The organism is Capnocytophaga genosp. AHN8471 (genome assembly GCF_016806945.1).
Classification (GTDB): Bacteria; Bacteroidota; Bacteroidia; order Flavobacteriales; family Flavobacteriaceae; genus Capnocytophaga; species Capnocytophaga periodontitidis.
Map to the genome: position 1 here is coordinate 58403 of NZ_JAESPJ010000006.1, position 25693 is coordinate 84095.

At 40.2% G+C, this 25693-nt stretch carries 13 protein-coding genes; all 13 read right to left on the bottom strand.

Annotation, left to right across the window (positions count from 1 at the left end; translation table 11 throughout):
* Window positions 1–33: 33 nt before the first annotated feature.
* Window positions 34–2865: a triple tyrosine motif-containing protein gene (locus JMN12_RS02040; RefSeq protein WP_203136595.1), complete on the bottom strand. Its 2832-nt coding sequence runs from the start codon at window positions 2863–2865 to the stop codon at window positions 34–36.
* Window positions 2866–3020: 155 nt separating this feature from the next.
* Complete coding sequence (locus JMN12_RS02045; protein WP_203082377.1) at window positions 3021–3875, bottom strand: hypothetical protein; 855 nt, start codon at window positions 3873–3875, stop codon at window positions 3021–3023.
* Between the two features lie 69 nt (window positions 3876–3944).
* Complete coding sequence (locus tag JMN12_RS02050) at window positions 3945–4856, bottom strand: hypothetical protein (protein WP_203082376.1); 912 nt, start codon at window positions 4854–4856, stop codon at window positions 3945–3947.
* Between the two features lie 87 nt (window positions 4857–4943).
* Complete coding sequence (locus JMN12_RS02055; protein ID WP_009414473.1) at window positions 4944–5816, bottom strand: hypothetical protein; 873 nt, start codon at window positions 5814–5816, stop codon at window positions 4944–4946.
* Window positions 5817–6372: 556 nt separating this feature from the next.
* A complete protein-coding gene (locus tag JMN12_RS02060; protein WP_203136597.1) occupies window positions 6373–8118 on the bottom strand; it encodes a TonB-dependent receptor in 1746 nt (581 codons plus the stop codon).
* Between the two features lie 67 nt (window positions 8119–8185).
* On the bottom strand, window positions 8186–11188 hold the full coding sequence (locus tag JMN12_RS02065; RefSeq protein ID WP_203136599.1) for a tetratricopeptide repeat protein: 3003 nt from the start codon (window positions 11186–11188) through the stop codon (window positions 8186–8188).
* A 90-nt stretch (window positions 11189–11278) separates the two neighbouring features.
* Complete coding sequence (locus tag JMN12_RS02070; RefSeq protein ID WP_203136610.1) at window positions 11279–15130, bottom strand: glycoside hydrolase family 2 TIM barrel-domain containing protein; 3852 nt, start codon at window positions 15128–15130, stop codon at window positions 11279–11281.
* Window positions 15131–15656: 526 nt separating this feature from the next.
* Window positions 15657–17066 (bottom strand): alpha-amylase, encoded by a 1410-nt coding sequence (locus JMN12_RS02075; protein WP_203136612.1) that lies wholly within the window; start codon window positions 17064–17066, stop codon window positions 15657–15659.
* 362 nt (window positions 17067–17428) lie between these two features.
* Window positions 17429–18469 (bottom strand): SusE domain-containing protein, encoded by a 1041-nt coding sequence (locus JMN12_RS02080; protein ID WP_203136614.1) that lies wholly within the window; start codon window positions 18467–18469, stop codon window positions 17429–17431.
* A 12-nt stretch (window positions 18470–18481) separates the two neighbouring features.
* Complete coding sequence (locus tag JMN12_RS02085; RefSeq protein ID WP_203136621.1) at window positions 18482–20104, bottom strand: RagB/SusD family nutrient uptake outer membrane protein; 1623 nt, start codon at window positions 20102–20104, stop codon at window positions 18482–18484.
* Window positions 20105–20116: 12 nt separating this feature from the next.
* Window positions 20117–23050: a SusC/RagA family TonB-linked outer membrane protein gene (locus JMN12_RS02090; protein ID WP_203136630.1), complete on the bottom strand. Its 2934-nt coding sequence runs from the start codon at window positions 23048–23050 to the stop codon at window positions 20117–20119.
* 70 nt (window positions 23051–23120) lie between these two features.
* A complete protein-coding gene (locus JMN12_RS02095) occupies window positions 23121–23474 on the bottom strand; it encodes a four helix bundle protein (RefSeq protein ID WP_009412845.1) in 354 nt (117 codons plus the stop codon).
* Window positions 23475–23504: 30 nt separating this feature from the next.
* A complete protein-coding gene (locus tag JMN12_RS02100; protein ID WP_203136632.1) occupies window positions 23505–25613 on the bottom strand; it encodes a glycoside hydrolase family 97 protein in 2109 nt (702 codons plus the stop codon).
* Window positions 25614–25693: the final 80 nt, after the last annotated feature.

The following is a 25693-nucleotide window of genomic DNA, read 5'->3' on the forward strand; positions in this document are numbered from 1 at the left end:
GGTAAGAGATAAGAGGTAAGAGATAAGAAAATATTAATTGAATTGAGCGAAGAAATCGTAAAGATTATCTTCTTCGGCTAATTGGAGTTTTTTGCGCAAGCGATAGCGAGCGGTTTCGACACCGCGCAAGGATATATTTTGCATTTCGGCAATTTCCTTAGAGGTATAGTTGAGCCTGATGAGCACTGCCATTCGCAAATCGGTGGGGGTGAGTTGCGGATAGAGTTCTTTCAGTTTTTTGAAGAAATCTTTATGAATGAGGTCGAAATTTTCTTGGAATACCTGCCATTGGTCTTCTTGAGAAATATTATCGCGTATGTGTTGTAAAATGAGGTTGCTTTTAGCTTTGCTCACTCTTTGGCTATTTAGCAGTGTTTCGAGCTCGGTGACGAGATTGGTAAGAAACTCGTTGCGGGTGATGTTCATCATCGTGGCTTCGGCAAGCGATTTGCTCTTATAGTCTAACTGAGCGATGAGTACTTGGTTTTGCAATTTGGTTACTTCCTGCTCACGAGCTTCTAACAAACGCTGGCGGCGCAAGCGCTCGCGCAAGTAAGAACGCTCTTTTTTCTTCATTTTATAACGCAAGTACAAGGCGGTAACAAGTGCACCAGCGCCTATAAATCCTGCGAAATAGAATATATAAGCCCACACGGTTCTATACCAAGGAGTGATTACCGCGAAGGGAAAAGTATAATGCGATAGGGTTTCACCTAATTCGTTGAGTACCTTTGCTTTTAGCTGATAGTGGCCTGAAGGGAGGTTTTGGTAATTCACTCTAAAATCATTGGTAACTTCACGCCAATGTTTGTCGTAGCCCTCTAACTGATACCACAACTGACAGTGTTCTTTACTGAAATTAGGATACTGAAAATCGAACTGAAGGTTGTTTTTGCTATAAGGAATAGCAATATTAGGGGTGATATTTTCGAGGGTATATAAATCGGTTGAGCGGTTATAGGTACGTAAACTCTTTAAAGTGAGGTTGGTTGGCAGTTTTACGCGAGGTGCTTTTGGGGTATACAGGGCGATGCTGCCGTCTAAACAGAAATATGTATTACCTTCAGGAGTTACAAAGGCAGTAGCACGTTCCTCACTTGCGGGGTGCTGCAACTGATTGAAGGCTATTTTTTCTTCTATTTTATATACGCCGTTAGCGAATGCTACTAAATAATAATCGGTGGGGGTGATAAACCAAAAGCGATTGTCGTTCACGGGAACTATATGGTGGGTAGTTGCGAGTTGGGGCAATTGCTCATTGAGGAGGGCATAAGGCAACACATTTTGCTTGTCGTCGTTATACTCAAACCACTGTTGCCCATCGGTAAAGATGATTTTGCCGCGCAATTTCAGCAATTTCAAGGCTTCTTTTGTTTTGAGTTGATTGTAAGTTACTTTGCGTTGCACGCTTTTGAGGTCTTCGGTAAGAGAAAGTTTGCTCACTCCTTTATAGGTATGGTTCGTCCATATATTGCCAAAAGCATCTATTTCAACGCGATAGGTAAGGTCGAAATAGCCATTTACGATATGAGAGGGCGCCCATCGATTGGCAGCATCTTTTTTATAAATGGTAAGCACAGAGTAGGATGAGCCTACGAGTACTTCCTGACCGTGGATAACGCCTTTTTTTAAGTCCATTCCTCCTACTCCTACATTATCAAGAGGTTGTAAGTGATTACCCATCAATTCCGACACCCCTTTATTATGCCCTACAAATACTTGATGGTCAAACTGCTTGATAAACCACACTTGGTTAGAGAAGTCAGGGATTTTGGAGAGTACACCCTCCTTAAAGGTATAGACACCTTTGTTAGAAGCTAAATAATAGACATTGTCTTTCAACACCATATCGCTAATGAGTTCTACCTCGCCATTGAGGTTTAAATATCGCAACCTACTTGGGACTTCAATCATAGCGACACCATTGTCTAAAGCTGCCCATAGGTTGTGCTGGGCATCTTCGTAGAGCCCCAAAACAGTGTTGTTATTGAGTCCGTTTTTCTTGTGGATATGGCCGAAAATTTTTCCGTTATGAGGGTTGATAGCGTATATACCTTCGGTGAGAGTTCCTAAAATGAGTAAGTTGTTAGCAGTGAGCAGTGCGCGGTTGATGCGGAGCGAGGGAAAGAGCGCATCCATTTCGGTAGGGAATTTGCGCAATTCGCTTGTAGCAGGGTTGTAGCGGAAGAATCCGTTTTTATTGGTAATCAGTAATAATTCGCTTTGATAGGGGATAATTTCGACTATTATCCCACCGAGTTGTTCGGGAGAGAGTTCTAAATTGAGTTTTTGAGTAGCATCGATGCGGTAAAAACCAGCGTTCATACCCTGCATATAGAGTTTATTGCCGTAGGGGAACATTGCAAAAGGGGCGGGTTGAGGGGTGAAGGCTTGTACGTGAGAGCCGTCGTACACGAAATAAGAAGAGAAGGTTTGGAAATATATTTTATCTTGGTATTTAAAGATTTGCCATACTTCGTCGTTGTGGAATGTATAGTTTTTGAGTTGGTCTTTCAGAGAGGTATATACCAATTGATTTTGGGCGTTGCGTTGGAAATAGCCGAATTCTTCAAAAGAGCCTACATATACGCGCAGGTTGGAGGTGCTGCTATCGGCGAATACCGAACGAGCAATTTTTTTTTGGGGGAGGTAGTACAATTGCCATACTTGTCCGTCGAAAGTAAGCAGTCCTTGGTTATTGGCGACATATAGTATACCATCCTGACACTGACTCACTTGCCAATTTTGCATACCTGCCTTATATTGAGTTTGAGAGTAGTTGTAGATAGGAGGCAGGAGCGAAAGGTTTTGACTTTGGGTAATAGTGCTAAAGAATGTAAAGAATAAGATAATGAAGCGTTTCATATCTATTGCATATTAGTGAGCGACAAAGGTAGTAATAATTTTTCAATTTAGCAATTTTAGGGGTTAGGGGATAGAAAAAACTTTGCCAAAGGTGCGAGCCTCATAGGCAGGAAACTTTAGCAAAGTGTATGATAACATTTTTTGTCACTTAGTTTTTAGTAAGTAAGGGTTTGGGTAGCGGTGCCTGCTACAGATTTTATAACTATTTGTGTAGGTTTGTTTACATTATTATAGCCATATTCAGCAACTCCTGCTTTATTAGGGAAATTCTTCTGAGCTACATATCTAAACCTTCTGTCATAGTTTATACTCATTTCTACGGGACTTATTGATCCTACTTCAGGGGCTATAATTTTAAAGGCAGGATGCGCATTATAGTTAAGACCTGTAGTATAAGTATAAGTAGCAGTCCAACCTAATGACTTATCTTCTAACAGATTACCATTATCGCCGAAAGTATAAGTGTTTGTATTAGTAAAAGTACCTCCTCCATTATCTCGAACTTCTACTTTTGTAGCTATCACTGTATTGTTAACATATTCATATTGAGTAGTTGCAACAGTACCAGCTCCTTCAAATACTAATTTAGCTACTCTATCGTGAGTATCGTAAGAAAAAGTAGAGGTAAAAACACCTCCATACTGACTCATTAGAGTGCGTTCTACTTGTTTCTTTTTGTTATAAGAAAGTTTTAAGATAGTAGGAACAGTTCCTGCTTTTTCTTCTTTTACTTCAGTAAGATATTTGTTATTATCGTAAGTAAAAGTAAAAGTTTTAATACCACTGCGAGTATTTTGTAAAGTAACTGTTCTAAGCAAGAGGTCTGTTACAGTATAAGTAATGGTAGAGGTGCTTCCGTTTTCTTCTGAAACAATAGTTTTAGGATAGTCAAAGCCTACGGTATAAGGGCTTGCGGGCTCAATACAGGGGCCTGGAGGTGTTTCGTCGTTGTCTTTTTTGCAGGCTACAAGAGTGAGTGCAGCGGCTGCTAATAGTAATAATTTTTTCATTTGTGAGATGTGTTTAAGTTAAAAAAGTAACCCCGTGAGGAGATAGCTCACGGGGTATGTAGGTATTTGTTAGTAATAAGTGTATTTGATAGTAGCGAAAGTACCGCCTCCAGCATATTTTTTAAGCACTGTTTTAGGTTTGTTAGTTCCTTGTTTTTCAGTTACTTCATATACATAGATACTACCTCCACCAGAAGTGAGGAAGTTTTTAGATGATTTTACAAAAGCATCGTTAACTCCTTGTCCAAGTTGAACACTACTGTGTCGTACAAAAGCTTCTACAACAGCTACCCAACGGAAGTACTCAAAATTGAAATCGTTTAGTAAAGAGGTATCGTAGTTAAAAGAATACTCATCTGTTTGTGTTTTAAGTTCTTTTACGTTGCCATTTTCATAAGTGTATGAATAGGTTTTACCTTGAGGATCTTTCACTACCAAAGCGTTATCAGTATAAGTAAAGGTAGCTGTCCATACGCTACCACCTTCCCAACCATTAAGGTTAGCTTTTACTGTTTTAGAAGTGATACGACCTTTATCGTCTACTACTACATCATAAGTATCGGACATAGCATCGCGAGATCGTTTGAAATTTACAAGTTTGTTGTTTTGATAAGTAAAATCATACTCTGTTTTTAAGTATCCTTGTCCAGATACATTAGTTTCTAAAGTATACTTTTTAAGATTTTTACCTTCGTAATCAAAAGTTCTTGTTACGGTACCTTCTGTTGATACTTCTACCCAAGCTTTTAGTAGATTATTTTCTACTTTAAAAGTAGTAGTACTTGTTTCTTGACCTGTAACCTCAATAGTTTTTACAAATCCAGCAGGTACAGGAGTAGGTACTTCGGTTTGGGCTCCGTTATTTCCGTTGCCATTACCATTTCCGTTGCCACCACCATTTTGAGATGTAGGCTCGTCGTTGTCTTTTTTGCAGGCTACAACAGTGAGTGCAGCGGCTGCTAATAGTAATAATTTTTTCATTTGTGAAATGTGCTTAAGGGTTTAAAAAAATAGAAATTGTTCAAAAAAAGAGTTATTGAATAACTTTTTTAGTTTCTTAGAGTTTAGTTAGTAAGTATAGAAAATTGTTGCATCAGGGTTAGTACCGTATTTTCTATTTACTTTTTTAGGTTTGTTACCTTGTTTTTCTACAACTTCATAATGTCTTACGCCATTACTTGTTAAAAAGTTTTTAGAAGTTCTAACAAAGATGTCATTATTACCTAAAGTAATATCACTATGACGTACAAAAAGTTGTGCGATATATATCCAACGGAAATACTCAAAGTTAAGATCGTTTACAAGGGTTTTATCATAAGTAAGAACGCTGTTATTTCTATATGAATCTTCTACTCTTACTACATTACCATCTTCATAAGTGTAAGTATAAGTACTTCCATCTACAGGGTCTTTGACAACTAAAGTATTACCTGAGTAAGTGAAAGTAGCTGTCCAAGTGTTACCAGCGTCCCAACCATCAGTAGGATTCAATACAAGATGTTTAGAAGTAATGCGGTTTTGATCGTCTACTGTAACATTGAAAACATCTTTTTTGCCATCACGAACTTTTTCAATTTTCGTAAGTTTGTTGTTTTCATACAAGAAGTTGAATTTAGTAACGATATTTCCTCTAGTAACACTACTCTCAGCTGAGGTATAAGTACTTAATTGAGCACCTTTGTACTCTAAAGTATGGGTGTAAATATCTCCATTAGAGTTTACTTCAGTCCACCCTTTTAGTACATTGTTCTCTACATTGTAAGTAGTAGTTTTAGTACGAGTTCCACCAGTAGATACTTCTTGAATACTTTTTACAAAACCGGCAGGTACTTCTACTGGTTTTTGATTACCTCCATCATTAGGATTTACAGGTTCGTTGTTGTCTTTTTTGCAGGCTACCACAGTGAGGGCAGCGGCTGCTAATAGTAATAATTTCTTCATACGTGTGTAAGTATTATAATTAAACGGGGCAAAGGTAACGTTTATTTTTTATACCACGTGTTAAATAAAAGTTAAAGTTGTATTTTTATATTTTAGAGTTAGAACTTTATCAAAAACAGAGTGTTATTTTATTGTTTTGGAAAAATCTCTATTATTTGTGGGATAAAACAACAATCTCTCACAAAGCTAGCGAGGGCTCACAGCTGGGTATGTGAAACACAAATTTTCACCTGAGGGTAAATTATTTTGTGAATATATTATGTTACAAAGCTGTAAATCAATATTCTGTTATATTGAACTCAGGTTAATTAGGAAAATTGATAATTAGCAAATGATAACAAAAGAGAGTGTCCGAAAAGTTTTATTTATGTGGGCGTTTGCAGCACATACCCAGCTATCGCTGGCTTTCCTACATAACATACTCTAAAAGTGATTGATTATCAGGTTTATAGACTTTGTCAAAGTTTTGGGACTTTGACAAAGTTTATGATAAGTTTTTGATAAAGAAAAAAGCGCGATAGTTAGTGTATAATTATCGCGCTTTTTTTGTTAATTATCAATTGTTTAATGAAAAGATGTATTTGATTCCGGCGAAGGCTTGTATGGTTTGCGATGGGTAATACAACCAGCGGTCGTAACGCTGACCAGTGAGGTTATTGGCTTTTAGGAATACTTGCCAATTTTTATTAAAGGTGTAATCGATATGGAAATTCAAATCTAAGTAGCCACCGAGAGTGATTTTCTCGGGCGCAGCACTTCCTATTTGATAATCGAGGTCTTCACGAGTACCGGTGTAGAACAAATCTATCCCTGTGAAGAGGTTAGGTAGGATTTTGAAATCGGTGTAGAGGGATACGCGTACATTAGGGAGATTCCAAGCGGTTTTATCACGCTGGGTACGAGCTTTGTAGTTGTTGTACTGACCTGTAAAATTGAAAGTAACTATATCCTTCAAATTACCACCTATTCCTGCCAAGAACTCGAAATCGCTTACCTCATCGTACAACAAGTTGAAAGAGTTATAGTACTGATATGGCAAGGCTTCTACCCCTAATTGAGGGCGCTCGCTATTGGTGGTAAAAAGAGGCATTTCTTTATATTGACGATAACTTCCTTTTACGCGATATTGCAAATCACTGCCTACTTTACCATTTACGCCTACAAAACCATCAACTTGTACGTTTGTAGGTTTTATTTCTTGCATAGGTGCGAGATATGGATTGGCTTTGGTGAGTTTCTCAACGGTGTTTTGCTGCAAACCTCCGCGCACGCCAGCGTGCAATATAGCGCTATCGGTGAGGTTGTAAGAGGCTTCGACATCGGGGTAGGCTTTGAACTTGTTGTCTACTGATTTATTGGCATCGGCATACATTAACGATACGCCTAATTTTACATTGAGGTTATCGATGACTAATTGGTAAGAAGGATTGACTCCAAAGAGCATCCAGCGGTTGGAGATATCGTTGATGAGATTATCTTTGCGGGTAAAACTACCTTCGTAATAATCGACGAGTACATTGGCGTTGATTTTCTGTTCATCGGTGAGAGGAACTTCAAAGGAAGGTTGAGCTTTTACATTGGTTTCCTTGCTTTGAAAATGGTCGGAGAGCCCACGAATAGCGAAATCTATTCCTTTGAAATAAGGGTTCGTCCATTGCAAATAGCCACCTAATCCGTAATCGAAATAGATTTGGTTTACTTCATCTACCTTACCTCGCAAATCGGCATCAGTAAAAGTGTTTTTACGGATTCCATACCAATTGTGCAAACGTCGAGCTACATCGGCATTGAGACCCCACAGCACATCTTGACTTTGGTAGTCGTAACGCAATTCGGCTGAGGAGTTGGAATAGTTCATATCGGGGACTACCTCATCGGCATCATCGGAAGAAGAGAGGTGGTTGAGCAAGAAAGAAGCACGGCCATTGTCGTTCACGTGATAGTTGAGATTGGCATCGGCATAGAAGGTATTGAGCATTCCTAAGCCGCCTGCTACATAGGAATCTTGATAATCTTCGCGCACTACTTTTTGTTTTACAGCAGCAGCGCGCCCTTTATCGGGTACGAAAGTGGAGGCAACGGGTACGGAATAAATCGTATAGTTGATTTTTTTCTTCTTTACAGTAAGCGAATCTTTAATTTTAGCATCTTCGCGTTTTTTATCGGCGTCGGCGATGGTAGGGGCATAGGATTTTACTACATCTACCACCTTAGTAGTGAGGCTATCTTTACGGCTTTGGGCTACTGTTGTAGCAGAAGCTAAAGCTAAAAGTATGAGTGTTATATAGGTAATTTTGTTCATTTTTTGTTTGTTTTTTTAATTGTTGTTGCTATCGGACGAGTCGGACGGGGCAGATTGCCATTTGCCCCTACTTTACTGATGAGTTGCTTTTAGCGGCTTCGGCTTTTACAGCGGCGAGCTCTTTTTTAGCTTCGGCAACCACTTCGGGGAACTCTTTGAAGTTTTTCAATACGCTTTCTAAGATGTAAGAGGCTTGATAAGCATCATTGAGTCCGCGGAAGTTTTTAGCCATCACGATAAGGCTTTTGGCAGCGAATTCTTTATGTCCACCATAATCTTTGGCGATTTTCTGTACGACCTCATTAGAGGCTTTGTAGTTACCATCTTTATTTTTGAAATACGCATCGTAGTACAAGGCTTCGGCGGCAAGGCTACCGGTAGCTGTTTTTTGTACTTCTTGGTAATACTTACGTGCCTGCTCGTTGTTTCCTGCTTGGGCATAGGCGCGGGCGAGCACTATATAAGCATCGTTTTTGATGCGGGTATCGATAGATTTTTCTTCTAATACTTTATTGGCATATTCTATTGCTTTGTCGTACAATTTCTCGTTGTAGCACACGCGCATTAGGTTGCTTTGCGCATAAGTTCTATTCTGTGCGATGGTAGCGGTTTTTTCGAGTTCCTCAAGATAAGGTTTGGCTTTGAGGTAGCTACCTGCATCAAGCAATATTTGGCACACGCGAGTGAGGGCTTGCTCGCCATACTCGTTAGAACCGCTTTTAGATACATTTTCATAATGGGTAAGCGCTTTGGCTTTCTGTCCGCTATTGAAATAGAGTTGCCCCAAGTAGAATTCGGCGTTGGTGCGGCGTAGTCCATTAGGGAAATCTTTGAGGTATTTCTCGAAAGCGGTGATAGCTTCTTTGCTGTTGTTTTGCAAATATTGGCGTTCGGCAGCTTCATAGGAAGCACCTTCCAACTCAAGGTCGGTTACTTCAACATATCCTAAAGTTTTTGCCCAAGCGGCATATTCGTTCACTTTACCCATATCAACATAAATGAGTTTGGCTGAAGCGACCGCTTGTGATGCTTCATTGGTGTTAGGGTAATCCTTAGCAATGGTTTTGAAAAGGGTGAGTGCTTTTTGGTCTTCACCTTTATTATAATAGACTAAACCTTCACGCAACATTGCACGAGGCACGAGCACATTGCCTTTGTACTCCTTGATGAGCTGCTGATAGTACTGCACTCCTTTTTCGGTAGCTCCTTTTGACACATAGGCGTTTGCCAACTCAAAGAGGGCATTAGGGCGCAAGTTAGAGCCTTTGTAGTTTTTGATAAAGCGCTCTAAATCCTCAATTTTGCTGGGCAATCGATCGACAAAACCGTAACTAATTGCTTTTTGGTAAGCTGCATAATCTTGGTCGGCTGATTTTGCTTCAATTAGCTTGTTGTAGCCTTCCATTGCAGGCCAGTATTTTCCGGTTACGAAATACGAATCGGCTAAGCGGAGCATAGCATCGTGTTTCCAAACATTATCTTTAGGACTTTGTTTGAGGTATTTCTCGAAATTGACGATTGCTGAAGCGTAGTTGTGTTGATTGAACTGTGAGTATGCTAATCCGTAGAATCCTTTGGGATATTTTTCGGTTTTGGCAGCCGCTGGATTGTTTACAAACTGAGTGTAGTAAGTTTCTGCAGCTTTGTAATCTTTTAGCTGATAAGCCGATTCACCAGCCCAATAAGACGCACGCGCTGAAAGACTTCCGCTACCGGCAATGGCTTTGGTGAGATACTGCAAAGCATCGGTGTATTGGAGTTCGTTGAAGAGTTCCAATCCGCGATAGAAAGCTACTTTTTTGTAGGTTTCTTTATCTTTAGGGTCGTTAGATTTTTCTAACAGACTGATCGCTGCTTGGTAGTTACCAGAAGAGATATAGGAATCGACTAAAAGGGATTGTATTTCTTCTTTATTGTCGTTAGGATAGGCTTGTGCATAGGCTTGCAACACATTAGGCACGCTTTCATAAGGGTTCCCAATTTCGTAGCTGAGGCGGGCGTAGTTCAAATGTGCATCTTTTTTAATTTGCTTATCGAAATCCATTTGAGAGGCGTTGCGGAAAGCGTTGAGTGCCTGCTGCTTTTGGTCGGTTTTGAGGTAACATTCGGCTAAGTGATAATAAGCATTTTGGGCTACATTATCATTACCTCCCACAATTTTGTTAAATTGCTCGATAGCAGCCTTGTAGTCGTTATTTTTATAGAAAGCATAGCCTAAATAGTAATAATCGGTATTGGAGAATTTGCCTTTTTTGCCTTTGTAGTTTTGCAAATAAGGGATAGCTTCTTTATATTTTTTCTGATTGAAGTAACTTTCGCCTATAATTTTGTTGAGTTCTGATACTTCTTGAGCGCTCTTGGTTTTGGCGAGCTGTTTTTTTCCTTCTTCAATAGCCTCGTCATAAAGGGCTTGTTTGAAGTACATATTGGCTTGGAAGTAGGATACATTTTTGCTGAGAGTTGCATCGTCTTGCACTTCGCGGAAGTAACTTTCGGCTTTTGCGTAATCATCGGAGTCATAGGCTATATACCCCAGATAATACTTGGCGTTATCGGCGTATAGAGGGTTGTTCTGCACCGACTCGAAATAAGGTTTTGACTCAGCTTGTTTGCCTGTATGGAAGAGGCAGTAGCCTTTTTGGAAGTTGAAGCGTGCTTTTTCGTCGCTTGATATATTCAGTTCATCGATAGCTTCATACCACTCCAAGGCCTCGGCATAGTTACCTTGCTGGAAGTAGAGATTTGCCATTTGCAAGTAAGCTTCGCTGCTCATAGGCGACTCGGGGTGATTGACGATGAAGTTGTTCACTAAGGCATCGGCGCCATCCTGATTGAGCAATGCAGCAATAGTGGCTACATAGTATTCACTTTGAGCGCGGATTGCCTTATCGGGGTTGTCGGTTTGCTCTTTGCGGAAGAGGTTTTGCGCAGGCTCATACAACTTGCGATTGTAGAGTTCTACCGCTTTTTGGTATTGCGATTGAGGGTGGGTAATGATTTCGGTTTCTTGTGCCCATAACCACTGACCGAAAGTCATCAGTGAGAGCACTGAAAAAAGTGTTTTTTTCATAATGTTTTACTGTTTAAATATTTAGGAAAAAGGAATAGATGCGGCAAAGATAGTAATAATTTGGGAATTAGGCAAATTAGGGGTTAGGGGTTAGGGGGTTTTACTTAGAATCTGTATTTCTGCGCCACTTACGTAGTCTTGTCCGTATTGTTCGCTTAGGGCGGTGAATCGCAAATAGCGGGCTTTTACGGGTTTGGCGAAAATGGCTTTTTGGGGTCTGCCGTCTTTTAGTGGAAAAGTACCTTTATAGATTTCTTCCCAATGTTGCCCGTCGTTACTTACTGATACACTAAAATCTTTTACATCACCTGTTTTGTACTCATCACTGCGGGGTAAGTAAGTAATACCTGTTATGAGGGTTTCTTTCAGCAGCTCGAAATCTACCCAATGGGGGTATTTTGCTACGGTGACACTATAGGCACTGTGCCATATAGTACTAGGATCGTTGTCAAGCAGATGGGTTGCTTCACCTAAGCCTACTTCCTCACTGCTGGCAAAAATTACTTTCATCGGCACACTTTTATCTTTTTCTAAGTTTGTTACAAAAGCAGGTGCAGGAGTACTGGGGCTCACCTGTGCTTGAGCGGCTATTTTTTCGTTTTCATCAGTTCCTGAAATGCGGACTTTTATAGGGCGTATGATAAAGCCGAAATGCGTAGGGCTTGCTGTTACTCTATCGCGGATGAGCGGAGTGGGGCCACAACTGTTACCGCCTACCCCCGTAGTGGCAGCGCTGAGTTGCAGATAAGTAGCATCGGACTCAGGCAATTGGTAAGGATGCCCTGCCAAAGTGAGTTGCTGAGGTGAGTGAGCTAAAGCTGAAAAATCCATTGTAGGATTGGCTACCAATAGCACTCCTATTTTGCTATCATCGTTTTTAAGCGCTACCCAACGCGTATCTTGATGATGCCCCATATCCTGCGGTTTGGGGAAAGAAGAACCACCTTCTGGAAGAGGAAAGGTTACCTCATCATTGTATATTCCTACAAAAGCTCCTGTTTTGCGATCGGAATAGTTATCTTGAGGGCCTCGACCGTAGTAAGTGGCATATCTAAATTTTTTAGGTAACTTGAGCTGATAACCTATTTGTGGTAATATAGCTGTTGGCACATTGGAGACAATAGCCGCTTGTAGCTCAATAGAGCCATCGGGGTAGACAGTGAACACTTGGTTGGTAACAAAGCGGAAATCGTCATTATTGAAAGGTTTATTGGTAAATTCCTCAATATGATGGTCGGCTGCACTGGGTTTACCTACGAGTTGTGCCCCATTAGGCGCTTGTGATTGTACGGTGAAGGCAAAGCTATAACTGCCATTGGCGTTTTTGGTTACTTTGTGTGATAAGGCTTTATGTTGCAGATTGTGTAATCCTTTGGCAAACCACTGCTGGTACGCCCACACATCGTTGTTTAGAAAAGCGCGAAAGGCATTGAGTTGAAAATCACTATTTTCTACAATAGGTTGTTCGCCATATTGCAATTTGGCAATGGTGCCTTTTTCAAAATCGAATTGCACAGAGAAGTCTTTACCTGCAAGGGTTTTCTGGTCTTTGCTAAGAGTGAGTTTTTCTCCTTTGGCTACTGAAGCAATAGGTGATTTTTCTACTTTCTTTTCAGTCCAATGGAGTTGTTCAGCTGCTTGTACAAAACCTTTTTTAGCCCAAGGCATATCTTCAGCGAGTTCAAACTCGAAATTGATATAGTAATCGGCATCTTCTTTAGGAAGGTAACCTATATTTACTCTGTCACTTTTTTGTGGAGGAATAGCGTCTATTGAAAAGTTTCCTTTTTTTATTTCAAAACCGTTTTTGTAGAGTTTCCACACGCCTTTTAAATGTGATAAAGTGCGGAAGTAGTTTTTATTAAAAATTTCAAAGATAGGAGGAGACATTATATCCTCTTTAAGAAATGGGGCATATTTAGAAACCGCTACTTCTTGATAGACTTTTTTCACTTCGGCGAGTTGTGGTTTCGGTTTGCGATCGGCGAAAATGAGTCCGTTCATCACAAACTGACCGTCGTTAGGGTAATCGCCGAAATCACCACCATAGCCCTCATAACGAATACCGTTTTTTGTATAATTATAGATTGATTGGTCTACCCAATCCCAAATTGCGCCACCACAGATGTAGTTGCTGCTATCAATCGCTTTCCAATAATCGGCGAGATTGCCCATAGCGTTGCCCATAGAGTGGGCATATTCCGAGATGTGGAAGGGGTATTTGATATCCAATTCACCGGTAGCAGCTTTCTCAACCCACGCTACCGATGGGTATTGGTTAGAGCCCATATCGACGATACTGTTGTTGCGTTCGTACTGCACAGGGCGGCTTTTGTCGATGGTTTTCAGGTGGTTGTAAGCTGCTTTGAAGTTGTCGCCAGGGCCTGCTTCATTTCCTAAAGACCAAATCACGACAGAAGGTGCGTTGTAAGTAGCTTCTACCATTTCGGTTACGCGGGCAACGTGTGCATTTTCCCATTCTTTGGGATGTGAGAGCGATTCCTTGCCATAATGATATTCGTGTGACTCGATATTGGCTTCATTTTCTAAATAGATACCGTACTTATCGCATAGGTAGAACCAATAAGGATCGGGAGGATAGTGAGAATTGCGCACGTGGTTGATGTTGTTGCGTTTCATCAAGAAGAGGTCTTCTTGCATTTGTTCGTGAGTGAGCGTGTGCCCTTGTGCGGGGTGTGTTTCGTGACGATTTACACCTTTGAGTTTGATTGGCTGACCATTCAGATAATAGACTTTATCTTTAATCTCTACTTTACGAAAGCCAAAGTATGATGAGACCGTTTCAACCACTTTGCCTTTTTTATCTAATAATTGAGCGACGAGCACATAGCGATGAGGAGCTTCGGCTGACCATAATTTAGGTTTTTCCACAGCTATAGTAGTGGTGGTTTTACCGAGTGTTTTTGGCGTTAGCACACTTAATGAGGTTTGTGTTTGAACAGCTGTAGGGATTACATCATCTTCATACAGTGTAACTTCATACATCACATAGCGCAATTGATAGTGTTTTGCTGTTTTGGCACTGAGGTTGCGTACTTCAGTATTTATATTTAGTTGCCAAAGGTTTTCATCTTTTGTATCGGTAAGGATGTTCAAATTGAAGATTTGTACTTTTGGGGTAGCGCGCAGGGCGACAGTTCTAAAAATCCCTGGTAAGCGGAACATATCTTGAGATTCGAGGAAAGAACCATCGGAATTGCGGTACACTTCTACGGCTACTTTATTTTTGCCTTTTTGAAGATAGGGGGTAATATCAAACGAGGCTACATTGCGAGAGTTTTTAGAGAAACCTACATATTTGCCATTGATCCACAGATAGAAGAAAGAGTCTACCCCATCGAAATCGATGAAGATTTCGCGTCCGTTCCAGTTAGCAGGGACTTCAAACTCGCGCACGTAGGAACCTACTTCATTGCGATAATCGTAGGTTGTCCAATCTGTTGGAGGCGTGCGCATTACTCCTTTGCGCCAATCGTCGACCTTGCGTTCGTGGTAGAAAATCACGGGTTGGTTCACATAGATAGGCAGACCATATTTCAGCGATCCGTTTTTTTGGATACCATAGACATTCCAATTAGACGGTACGGGAATAGCATCCCATTTTGAGGTATCGTAATCGGTTTTATAGAAGTCTTTAGGGCGCTCATCGGGGGTTTTGCACCAATGGAATCGCCATTGCCCATTGAGGGATTGCCAATAGGGAGCATACTCGGGCAATACTTGTGTGGCTTGTTTTTCGTTGTTGAACGAAAAGAAGTAGGCTCGCGGATACTCTTTGTTAAGGGATAGGTTTTCGGGTGATTGCCACTCATCACCTGTAGGGGCAACAGAGTTGCCATAAGCGAAGCCTGCTAAGGTTTTGTGTTGGGCAGTAGCTGAAATGGTAGCGACTAATGTAAAGGCTAAAAAGTAGTTTTTCATTTGTTGTAAATTTATTGAAAGCCCCCGAACCCCCGAAGGGGGACTATCCGCAAAAGTGAGTGCATACCAATTGTAGGGGGCAAAATGTTTTTTATGTGGGCGTTTGCAAAATGTTTTGTATATGGGTGTTTGCAAATAGTTTATTGTGTGGGCGTTTGCAAAACGCCCCTACGCAACACACTCTAAAAGTGATTGATTATCAGATTTATAGACTTTGTCAAAGTTTTGGGACTTTGACAAAGTTTATGATGCAAAAGCGATTTTTAGACTTTTCGGACAGCTTTTTTTAAACTCCCACGAATTTCACGAATTTCACGAATTTTGGAATGTATAAAATTCTTTACTTTATATTATCTCACGAATTTTCACCTGACAGTGAATTATTTTGTGAATATATTACGATACAAAGCTGTAAATCAATATTCTGTTATATTGAACTGACACTAAATAAATATTTTTAAGTAGTAGTGAATAAAACAGCGAACTACTTGTGATGAGTAGCTCGCTGAGTGTAAAACTAAAAAAATTATTGGCCGACAGACCAAATAGTATAGCTGTTAGCGGGGACTTTTAGGGTTACACGCCCCTCGTTATTGGTAGCGAAGCGCTCGGTAGAGTTACCTGTATAGTCTATTAAGATTTTGCCTTTGAAATGGGTGGTAATGGTACGCTCGGCAGGGGTGTTGCCATTGTTGAGGAACAACACTAAGCCAGGACTTTTGCCTTTACCCAAACGCGAGGCTACATACTCGGTATTAGAGGCTAAGTGGAATTTTTCTTCGCCTGCTGCTAAACTGCGGTTGATAAGCATCAACTTTTGCAATTTGGTTTTGTTAGTAGAATTTTCATAATCGGTATAGAAAATACAAGGGTAACCGCTGTGGGTAAGGATATAGGCATAAGCCATTAGTTTTTTATTCTTAGGGATGGTATTATCGGGGTGGACATCGTTTCTATCGTCTACATCGTGGTTACCGACGAAAGTTACTGCTTTATCGGGGCGCAAAGTGCGCAACATAGGGTGCTGGTCGCTCATTAAATGGTGCATATCATTTTGGCTATCCAAGGCTTTTTCTACGGCATAATAACAAGCAAAATCGAAGGCTGAAATACCGGAAGCATCTACCCAATTTTTAAGGGTTTCGGGGTTGCCTTCCCAGAGTTCACCTACCGCAAAACCGCCAACAGATTTCATCCATTCCTTGATGACCCACGCTCCAAATCCTTTTACATAATCGAAACGCCAGCCATCGAATTTCATTGTATTTTTGTAATACTTAGCTACTGATTCGTCTTTTTTCCACAACCAATCTTGTACATAAGGCACTCTGTGTGCAAGATCTAAAAAGAAACCACCTCCTTCATCGGATGTTTCAATAGCATTAGGGTGAAAATGCTCGTAATTGCGATTAAATTTTTCGGAAGCGTTACCGTGAGTTTTATCAAACAGTGTTTTTGTTTTTTCGTTGTTTTTATAAGGGTTTATCTCCTCTCCTCCCCCATTGCAATGATTGATTACAATATCGGCGATTACTTGCAAGCCTTTTTCGTGGGCTTTGCTGATGAGGTTTTCGAGTTCATTGCGTGAGCCGAAGCGTGTTTTGGTAGTGCCGTGTTGGTTGTACTCGCCAAAATCAAAATAATCGGAGGGATCGTAGCCCATAGAATAGCCCCCAGAAGCGCCTTTGGTGGCAGGAGGCAGCCAAATACGGTCTACGCCATTAGCTTTCCAATCGTCGAGTTTTGGGGTAATGGTATTCCACCATTCACCGCGAGGTTCTACATCCCAATAGAAGGTTTGCATCATCACGCGATTACCGTTGTCAATTTTAGTAAGGTCGATGGGTGATACATTTTGTGGGGTAGGCTCGCCTTTATTATCCTTTTTGCAGGATAACAAAGAGCAAATTGCTAATAAATAGATGTATGTTTTCATATTTTTTAGTGTTTAATTAACGTGAATTTGACGTAAGTAATTATTTAACAATCAGTAAAATATTTTTAATCTCCCACGAATTACACGAATTTTCACGAAATTGGGAGTCCATAAAAGTCTTTATTTTTTATTATCTCACGAATTTTCACCTGACGGTGAATTATTTTGTGAATATATTATGTTACAAAGCTGTAAATCAATATTCTGTTATATCGAACTGACATTAATTATTTTTTGAGACTTGGAGGAACTCAGAGAAATGTTGATTATCAATATAATAAACTTTGCCAAAGTTTTAGGCTTTGGCAAAGTTTAGCGCCGTAAAGGCAATTTTGAAACTTTTAGGTACTCTTTTAAATGGATTATTTTTTTTCTATTTTGTAAGTACCTTTGTTAGTTGCATCGAATGAGAAAGATACGTTATAAGTACCAGCTGCTACTTTGATATTTTTACCTCCAGAGGTAACATTTCCTTCGAGGTCGGTAGCGGGGTCAGCAGTGCTATCAGCTCCAAAGTTAGTACCCCAATCACTATTTAAGCGGAATTTAAGACTTCCTTCATTTGCTATAACTACATTTTCAGCAACCCAAGAGTTGGTACTACCTTTATAAGTCATTTTAATATCAGGAAGACCAGTGTTACCCCAGTTATTTAAGTCGCCTACAATACCCCAAGAATAAGTTTCGATAGTATAGGTATTATTGGATAAATTCCAAGTGATTTTGTAAGTACCTGCTGTTACAGGAATATTATTTCCTCCATCTTTATCAAGTACTCCATCTTTGTTTTTATCACCCCAGTCATTACCATCCCATTTGTTACCTTTGCGGAATTTGATTTCACCATTGGTAAAAGTAGTATAAGCTACAAGGGTTCCATTTTCACCATTCCAGAAAGAAATATCAGGGCCGTCCCAACCGTTAGGAGTTGCGCTACCTACTATTCCCCATTCACTTGGTTTGATTTCATCAAGGAAAGGAGTTACATTTAGAGTATTCTTTTTTGAAACAATACTACGTTGGTCACTAAGGGCAGCTTTTACATACACTGTTACGTTAGTAGCTGTACCTGCAGGGACTTTTAAACCAAGAAGATAGTCGTTCAATTCTTTAGTAGTGAAGGTTAAAGGAGACTGTTTCACAGAGATAGGTTTCACTTTACCTCCATATTCTAAATTGACTGTATAGGTAGGAGCTACAGCTACATTAAAATCTTTTTCTTCCCAACTTACGGTAAGGACAGTAGTGTTTGATTGTGTTTTATCTAACACTATTGTATTAGTTGATAGCGTAGACTCTACTTGAGCATTAGCACTCATTGTTACCTTGTCCTCATCTTTTTCACAAGCTACGAACAAGGTAAGTCCTGAACATAATAATATAGATTTAAATATATTTTTCATAGTATTTCTTTTTTAGTATCCAGTGTTTTGTCTAAGGTTTTCATTAGCAGTGAGCGCATCTTGAGGGATAGGATATAAGTTTCTATAATCAGGAACAGCTACCCCAGAAGCGGCACCACCTTTGAGAGACCAAAGATAATCGGCGGTAGTAAATTTATTGTAGCGGATGAGGTCGGTACGGCGCAATCCTTCCCAATAGAGTTCGCGAGCGCGTTCGTCTAAGATAAAATCTAAGGTAAAGTCGCTATCAGCTATGTTGCCAGAGGCATTACCATAAGCACGAGTGCGCAATTGGTTGATATAATCTAAGGCAGTAGCTCTATCACCTCCTGTACCACCGCGTAGCACGGCTTCAGCATAAGTAAGATATACTTCGGCTAAACGGATGAGGGGTAAATCGGTATCAGGAAAGTCCTTAGCAGGGTCTTTACCTACAGCACCTGTAGAGGTAATATTTCTGAACTTAGTAACTGCATAACCAGCCGTTTTAAACTCTTTTATATTAGTATTCTCATAGGTTTGTCCGCCGGTATGGAACATAGCACGTTTGTCATTCCAAGCGGTAGGTTCGTTATTACCATTGCGTGCAGAAGCATCAAATTTATCGACAAACTCTTTAGTAACTGTAATACCTTGCCATCCACCATTAATACCAATTAAGTTAGGATTCATATCTCCTCCTGTAGCTGCGTGAGTAATAAAAGAGGTTCCTCCGTGAGTTTTGGTGTTCAAACCATCAAAATTTACGACGAGAATAAATTCGTTTTGAGCGCCATTACTATTGTTGTCGGCTAAGAACAACTCATCATAAGCGGTACCATTGTTATTGGCATCGGTAGTGTTTAATCTATAGGAAGAGGCGATTACCTTTTTAGCATAGGTAATACAATCGGTGTATTTATCTTGGCCTATATACACTTTGGCATTGAGGTACAAGCGAGACAAAAGAGCTTGAGCAGCGACTTGATCTACACGGCCGTATTCATTGGTACGAGCAGGTTTAAGTTTTCCCTCTAAATCTTTTAGTTCGGTTTCGACGAAGTTAAAGAGTTCGGCACGAGAGTTTTGAGCAGGTTTTAAATCAGCTTTTGATGAGGTAATCAAAGGAGCTTTTCCAAAAGCATCAATAACATTATAGTAAGCATAAGCACGGATGAAACGCGCTTCGGCAATAAAATAAGCCACTTCGGGGTCGGAAGCTAAGTCTTTAGCGTTATCGATAAACGAGTTGGTAAAAGCGATTTGTTGCCCTAAACGGTTGTAATAACCATTAGTGAAAGCGTTAGAAGGAGTCCAACTCATATTGTGGAAATCGGGTACCCCCGCATCAGCCCAACGAATGATAGCTTCATCGGTACTTGACTCTTGTAAATAAAACTGTGCACGGGTGAACTGAGTTGAACTTTCGTCTGCATTAGCAAGGTCACCATCTCCAGAAGGCCCCTTTTGTCCTGTAACTGCCATTGAGGCATAAATTTTAGCTAAGGCACTTTTAGCTTCGGTAGCGTTTTTGAACACATCTTTTTCAGTGAAGCTATCGGGGTCAATAGGTTCTTGGTCTAAGTCCTTTAGGCAGGCACTAAGCGAAAAAGCCATCGCAAGTCCTAAAATACTATGTTTGATATATTTTTTCATACTTTGCATACATTAAAAGTTAAGATTCAAGCCCAACAAGTAAGTTTGAGGGCGAGGATAAAAGTTGTTATCAATACCGCCAAACACTTCAGGGTCTAAACCGCTGTACTTAGTAATAGTCAATACATTTTGTACAGTACCATAGAGGCGGACGTACATTTTATCGGTATGAGGGAAAGTGTAACCTAAGGTGATATTGTCTAACTTGAAGAATGAAGCGTTTTCAATATAGTAATCACTTAACCACGCTTGGTCGTTATGGCGTTGGAAATTAGCATCTGCCTGATTTGCTTTAATATTAACAATAAAGCCACTATTAGCTGTAATTTCACCAAGCTGATCTAAACGAGATTGAGTGTTATTATACGCATAATTGCCGATGTTTGCACGGGTAGTGATGTTCAAATCCCAATTCTTGTAGTTCAAATCGGTACCAAATCCCATAGTTATAGGGGCAAAAGGTGATTTGTACAAGTAGCGGTCACCTTCGTCAATTTTGCCATTGCCGTTTCTATCAACAAAAGTATTTTCGATAGGTTTACCTTGTGCATCATACACTTGTTGATAAACATAAAAAGCATAAGGGGTTTCTCCTTGTCGGTGTAATTGTACACGGTTACCTGTACCACCTTCTATACCTCCTGTAGGTTGATCGTCGGGCATACGGGTAATCTTATTATCGTTATAAGAGATATTGTAGTTAAAGCTCCAACGGATATTTTTTTCGGTATTGCGAATAGGATTTACTGTTAATCCAAACTCAACCCCTTTATTTTCCATATCGCCTATATTGGCATTTACACGGTTTTTGAAGTTGGTGAAAGGGTCAATAGTGGTTTCGGCAATTAGGTCTTTAGTTTGTTTGCGGTATACATCGAGGGTACCTGTGATGAGGTTATTCCACAAGCCAAAGTCGATACCTGCATTGAGGGTATTCCCAATTTCCCAACGTAGGTTTTTGTTAGTTACCCCAGGACGGTAAGTTTGATAGAAAGCATCACCAAATTGGTAAGAAGCGCCATCTTGGCTACGAGTGTAATTGGTAAGGAATAGGTAGTCGCCCAAACCATTTACGTTCCCTACTTCACCATAACCAAAACGCAATTTGAGTTCGTTAAGGGTTTTGTTGTCTTTGAGGAATTTTTCGTTGCTCACATTCCAAGCCAAGGCAACTGAAGGGAAGTAGCCCCAACGGTCGTCTGGGTTTAGTTTAGAAGAAGCATCGGCACGGAGCGTAGCGGTAAGGAGGTAACGATCTTTATAGCTGTAGTTTGCACGACCAAAGAATGACATTAACACGTTTTTACTTTTGTTGATATTAGGGATATGCTTGTTATCGCCAGGGTTTACAAAGTAATCGTTTTGAGTACTATTATCGTCAAATTCAAAAGATTGATAAGAGTGTCCTACCATTAGCCCAATACTATGTGTATCTTTGATGTCCTTCATATAGTTTACATAAGCATCAAACAACTTATTAGTTGCTTTATTATCATAGGTATTAGTACTTCCTGCAAAACCAGTAGTGGCAGTAGGCATTTTAGGATCGATAATTTTATCGCCTTTACCATTACTGTAGTCTAAACCAGCATTCACGGTAGCGGTAATATCTTTAAAGAAAGGTAAGGTATAATCAACTTTTACATTACCAATAAAGCGAAACACTTTAGAACTATCGTCGGTAAAGTTCAATAACGCCATAGGATTGGTTGCAGCTAAGTTAGAGCGATTTTGTGTAGCTGGGTCAATCCAAGCGTGGTATCCACCGTATTTAGCGGGACCTCCAAACACTGATTGGGTAGGGTCATAGAGAACCGCTGAACTTATAGCTCCTTTTTCGGCAAAACGGTTTTGCATATAAGTACCATTGGCATTCAATTCTAATTTCAATGATTTATCAAAGAAAGTAGGGTTCAAGCTAATTTTAGCATTGGTACGTTTGAAGTTATCGGTACGCAACACCCCATCGGCATACGAATGCCCTATAGATACACGATAAGGCAAAGTTTTGTAGGCGCCAGAGAGCACTAAAGTACTATTACTCATAGGGGCTACTTGGTAGATTTCTTTTTGCCAATTGGTATTAGCATTGCCCAAGAGCGCTTCGGCAGCAGGGTTATTTAATCCTTTTACAGTTTGGCGGTATTGATCGGCACTCATTACATCAACATATTTGTTTACATCTTGTAGTGCGATGCTGGTGTTGAAGCTAATCTTCATTTCTTGGTTTGCTTTTCCTTTTTTGGTGGTAATCATAATCACCCCATTGGCAGCACGAGAACCGAAGATAGCGGTAGAGGATGCGTCTTTCAATACAGTCATACTTTCGATATCTTCAGGGTTGATAGAGTTGAAGATACTACGAGAACCGCCCACGCCGCCATCGTTCATTGGCACACCGTCAATTACAATTAGCGGGTTAGAAGTTAAGGACAAAGAGCCATTACCACGTACGCGAATGGTTTGTCCTTCACCGGGAGCACCACTTGCAGAGGTCATCTGTACCCCAGCTATTTTACCTTGGATAAGCTGGTCGGCATTTACGGCAGGAGCTTTATTAAAGTCCTTATCGGTCACCAAGTTTACAGAACCTGTTAAGTCCTTTTTTCTTACAGCTCCATACCCGATAACTACTACGTCGCCGAGTTGTTGTACATCTTCTTGGAGGGTGATGTTCATCACTGCTTTAGCGGCGACTTCTTGGGATTTGAAGCCTACAGATGAGAAGACAAGGGTAGCACCTTTGTCGACTTTTAGTTCGAATTTACCGTCGAAATCGGCGGCAGTACCGTGAGAGGTACCTTTCACGAGCACACTAGCGCCCATTAGGGGTTCGCCAGCGCCATCTTTCACTGTTCCTTTTACAGTGATTTGCTGTGCGTAACCGAAAGCTACACACAAGAAAAACATTACTGCATAAAGTAGTTTGTTCATTTTTACTTTCATACGCTTTTCTAATTTGAAAATTTGAAAATTTGAAAATTAGCAAATTTCTATACCATTTATTTGTAATTCACTAATTCACTAATTTTCTTTTCATTGTTCCTATAATACTATTTATTATATACATAATATTCAACAATTCCTGTTTTTCTACTTGAGTATCAGGATAATCACTTGAATATAAACATATATCTAACCAATACATTGTTTCTTCGGCTTCCTTAGCTGCAATTTTAAACTTATGGATAAAGTCCTGCTGACTTTCTGCATTCTGAGCCTCTCTCACATTAGCTCCTATAGAAGTGCCAGACCTTAATAATTGGTTCGCAATAGCATATTTTCTATTCTCCTCCAAAACATTACAAAGCTCAACAATTCTAAGAGAAAACTGAAAAGTCTTTTCTAAAATCACATTAGGCTTTTGCATAAACAATCATTGGTTAATTTTCTAATTTTGCTAATTTGCTAATTCTTTAATGCTAATAGCATAGCCACCGCCTTGAGCGGCTGTGAGTTTTAATTTGGTTTTAGCATTTACTTTTTGTTTGGTGATTGTATATGCCTTAGGATTGGTTTTCCAATTGGCATCTTTGGCATCGGCATAGATGGTAGCCTCATACTTCTTATCTTTGTCGAGGAAGTTGAGCAAGAGTTCTGAAGTATGTCCGCCTTCGTGAGCGGTGCAACCTACATACCAATTGTTGCTGTGTTTATCTTTACGCGCAATGGTGATATAACGACCAGGTTCAGCTTCAAGGTATACGCTTTTTTGCCAATCTACGGGTACATCTTTGATGAATTGGAAGGCATCCATATACTTTTCGTAGTTCTCTGGCAAGTCGGCTGCCATTTGTAGCGGACTGTACATTGTTACATACAAGGCTAATTGGCGAGCCAAGGTACTGCGTATCTGACTGTTGTTATTAGGATTTACATACTTCATTTCGGTTTCGAAGATACCAGGGGTATAATCCATTGGGCCTCCTTGCAAACGAGTGAAAGGCAAGATGGTAGTGTGGAATACTTTATTACCCCCAAAAGCCTCGTACTCAGTACCGCGAGCAGATTCGTTACCTATCATATTTGGGTAAGTACGGCAAAGGCCTGTAGGGCGTACTGCTTCGTGCGCATTTACCATTATTTTGTATTTAGCAGCTTCTTTGATTGCATAGAGGTAGTGGTTGATAGTTGATTGACTATAATGGTGTTCACCCACTGGAAGAATATCGCCTACATAGCCGCTTTTCACTGAGTTATAACCATATTTGTTCATCAACTCGTAAGCGGCTTTGATGTGGCGTTCGTAGTTGCGAGTAGAGCCAGAAGTTTCGTGGTGCATCATCAGTTTTACACCTTTAGAGTGCGCGTAGTCATTGAGCGCTTTGAGGTCGAAATCGGGATAAGGGGTTACAAAATCGAACACATAGTCTTTTTTGTGACCAAACCAATCTTCCCAACCTATATTCCAACCTTCTACAAGCACTTGGTCGAAGCCGTGTTTAGCTGCAAAATCGATATATTTGCGCACTTCTTCGTTGTTAGCGCCGTGAGTACCATTAGGTTTAGTTTTGCTGTAATCAACGGTATTGAGGTCGATAGTAGGAAGGTCGTTCGTATAGCTCCAAGAGTTTTTACCGGTAATCATTTCCCACCAAACACCGACGTATTTTACAGGTTTAATCCACGAAGTATCGGCAATAGCACAAGGTTCGTTAAGGTTGAGAATCAAGCGAGAAGCTAAGATTTTACGAGCATCGTCGCTTACCATAATCGTACGCCAAGGGCTGTGGCAAGGCGCCATTAGGTAACCTTTATCACCTTGAGCATCGGGGGTGAGCCAAGATTGGAAGGTGAAAGTTTTGTCGTCGAGATTGAGGTTCATCAAGGAATAATCAACCAAGGCAGCTTCGTGAAGATTGATATACAAGCCATCTTTGGTTTTCATCATTAAAGAAGTTTGTACGCCGGTAGGTGAAAAAGCGAACTGAGACACGTTCTCGGTTACGGCTTGTTTCATCAGTCCGCGAATTTCGGAGAGTTTGCTTTCTGTATAGTCGTATTCTTGGGTATCGTAATCGCCAGGAATCCACCAAGCGGTATGGTCACCCGTCATCGCAAACTGAGAGAGCTCTTCTTCTACTACAAAATAGGTAAGTTCTTTTTGAGAAGGGAATTCGTAACGGAATCCGACACCTTCATTATACACACGAAAGCGAATATTCATTTTTCGGTTGGTTTTCTCTTGTTGCAATTGCACGAGAAGTTCGTTGTAGTGGTTTAGAATTTCGCTTTCTTCCCCCCATACGGGTTTCCACGTTTCTTTAAAGGTAGATTTTTTAGTATCTACTACTTTAAAGTTATTAGTTAAAGGTTCAGCTTTTTTAAGAGTAAAACCTAAAGTACTTTCGTTTATCACTGGTTTATTTTTGTAGGACACCTTATACGAAGGAGTTCCATCACTTTTCAGTGAAAAAGAGAGTATCACACTGCCATCGGGAGAGCTTTGTTGCTGTGCCATAGAGAGATGGATAGCAAAAATGCTCATCAACAAAATTATTTTTCTCATCTTTTTATTACTTTATGGTGTTAAAATCGGGCTCAAAGTTACGAATATTTTCTTTATACGCAAATTTTTATTCACTTTTT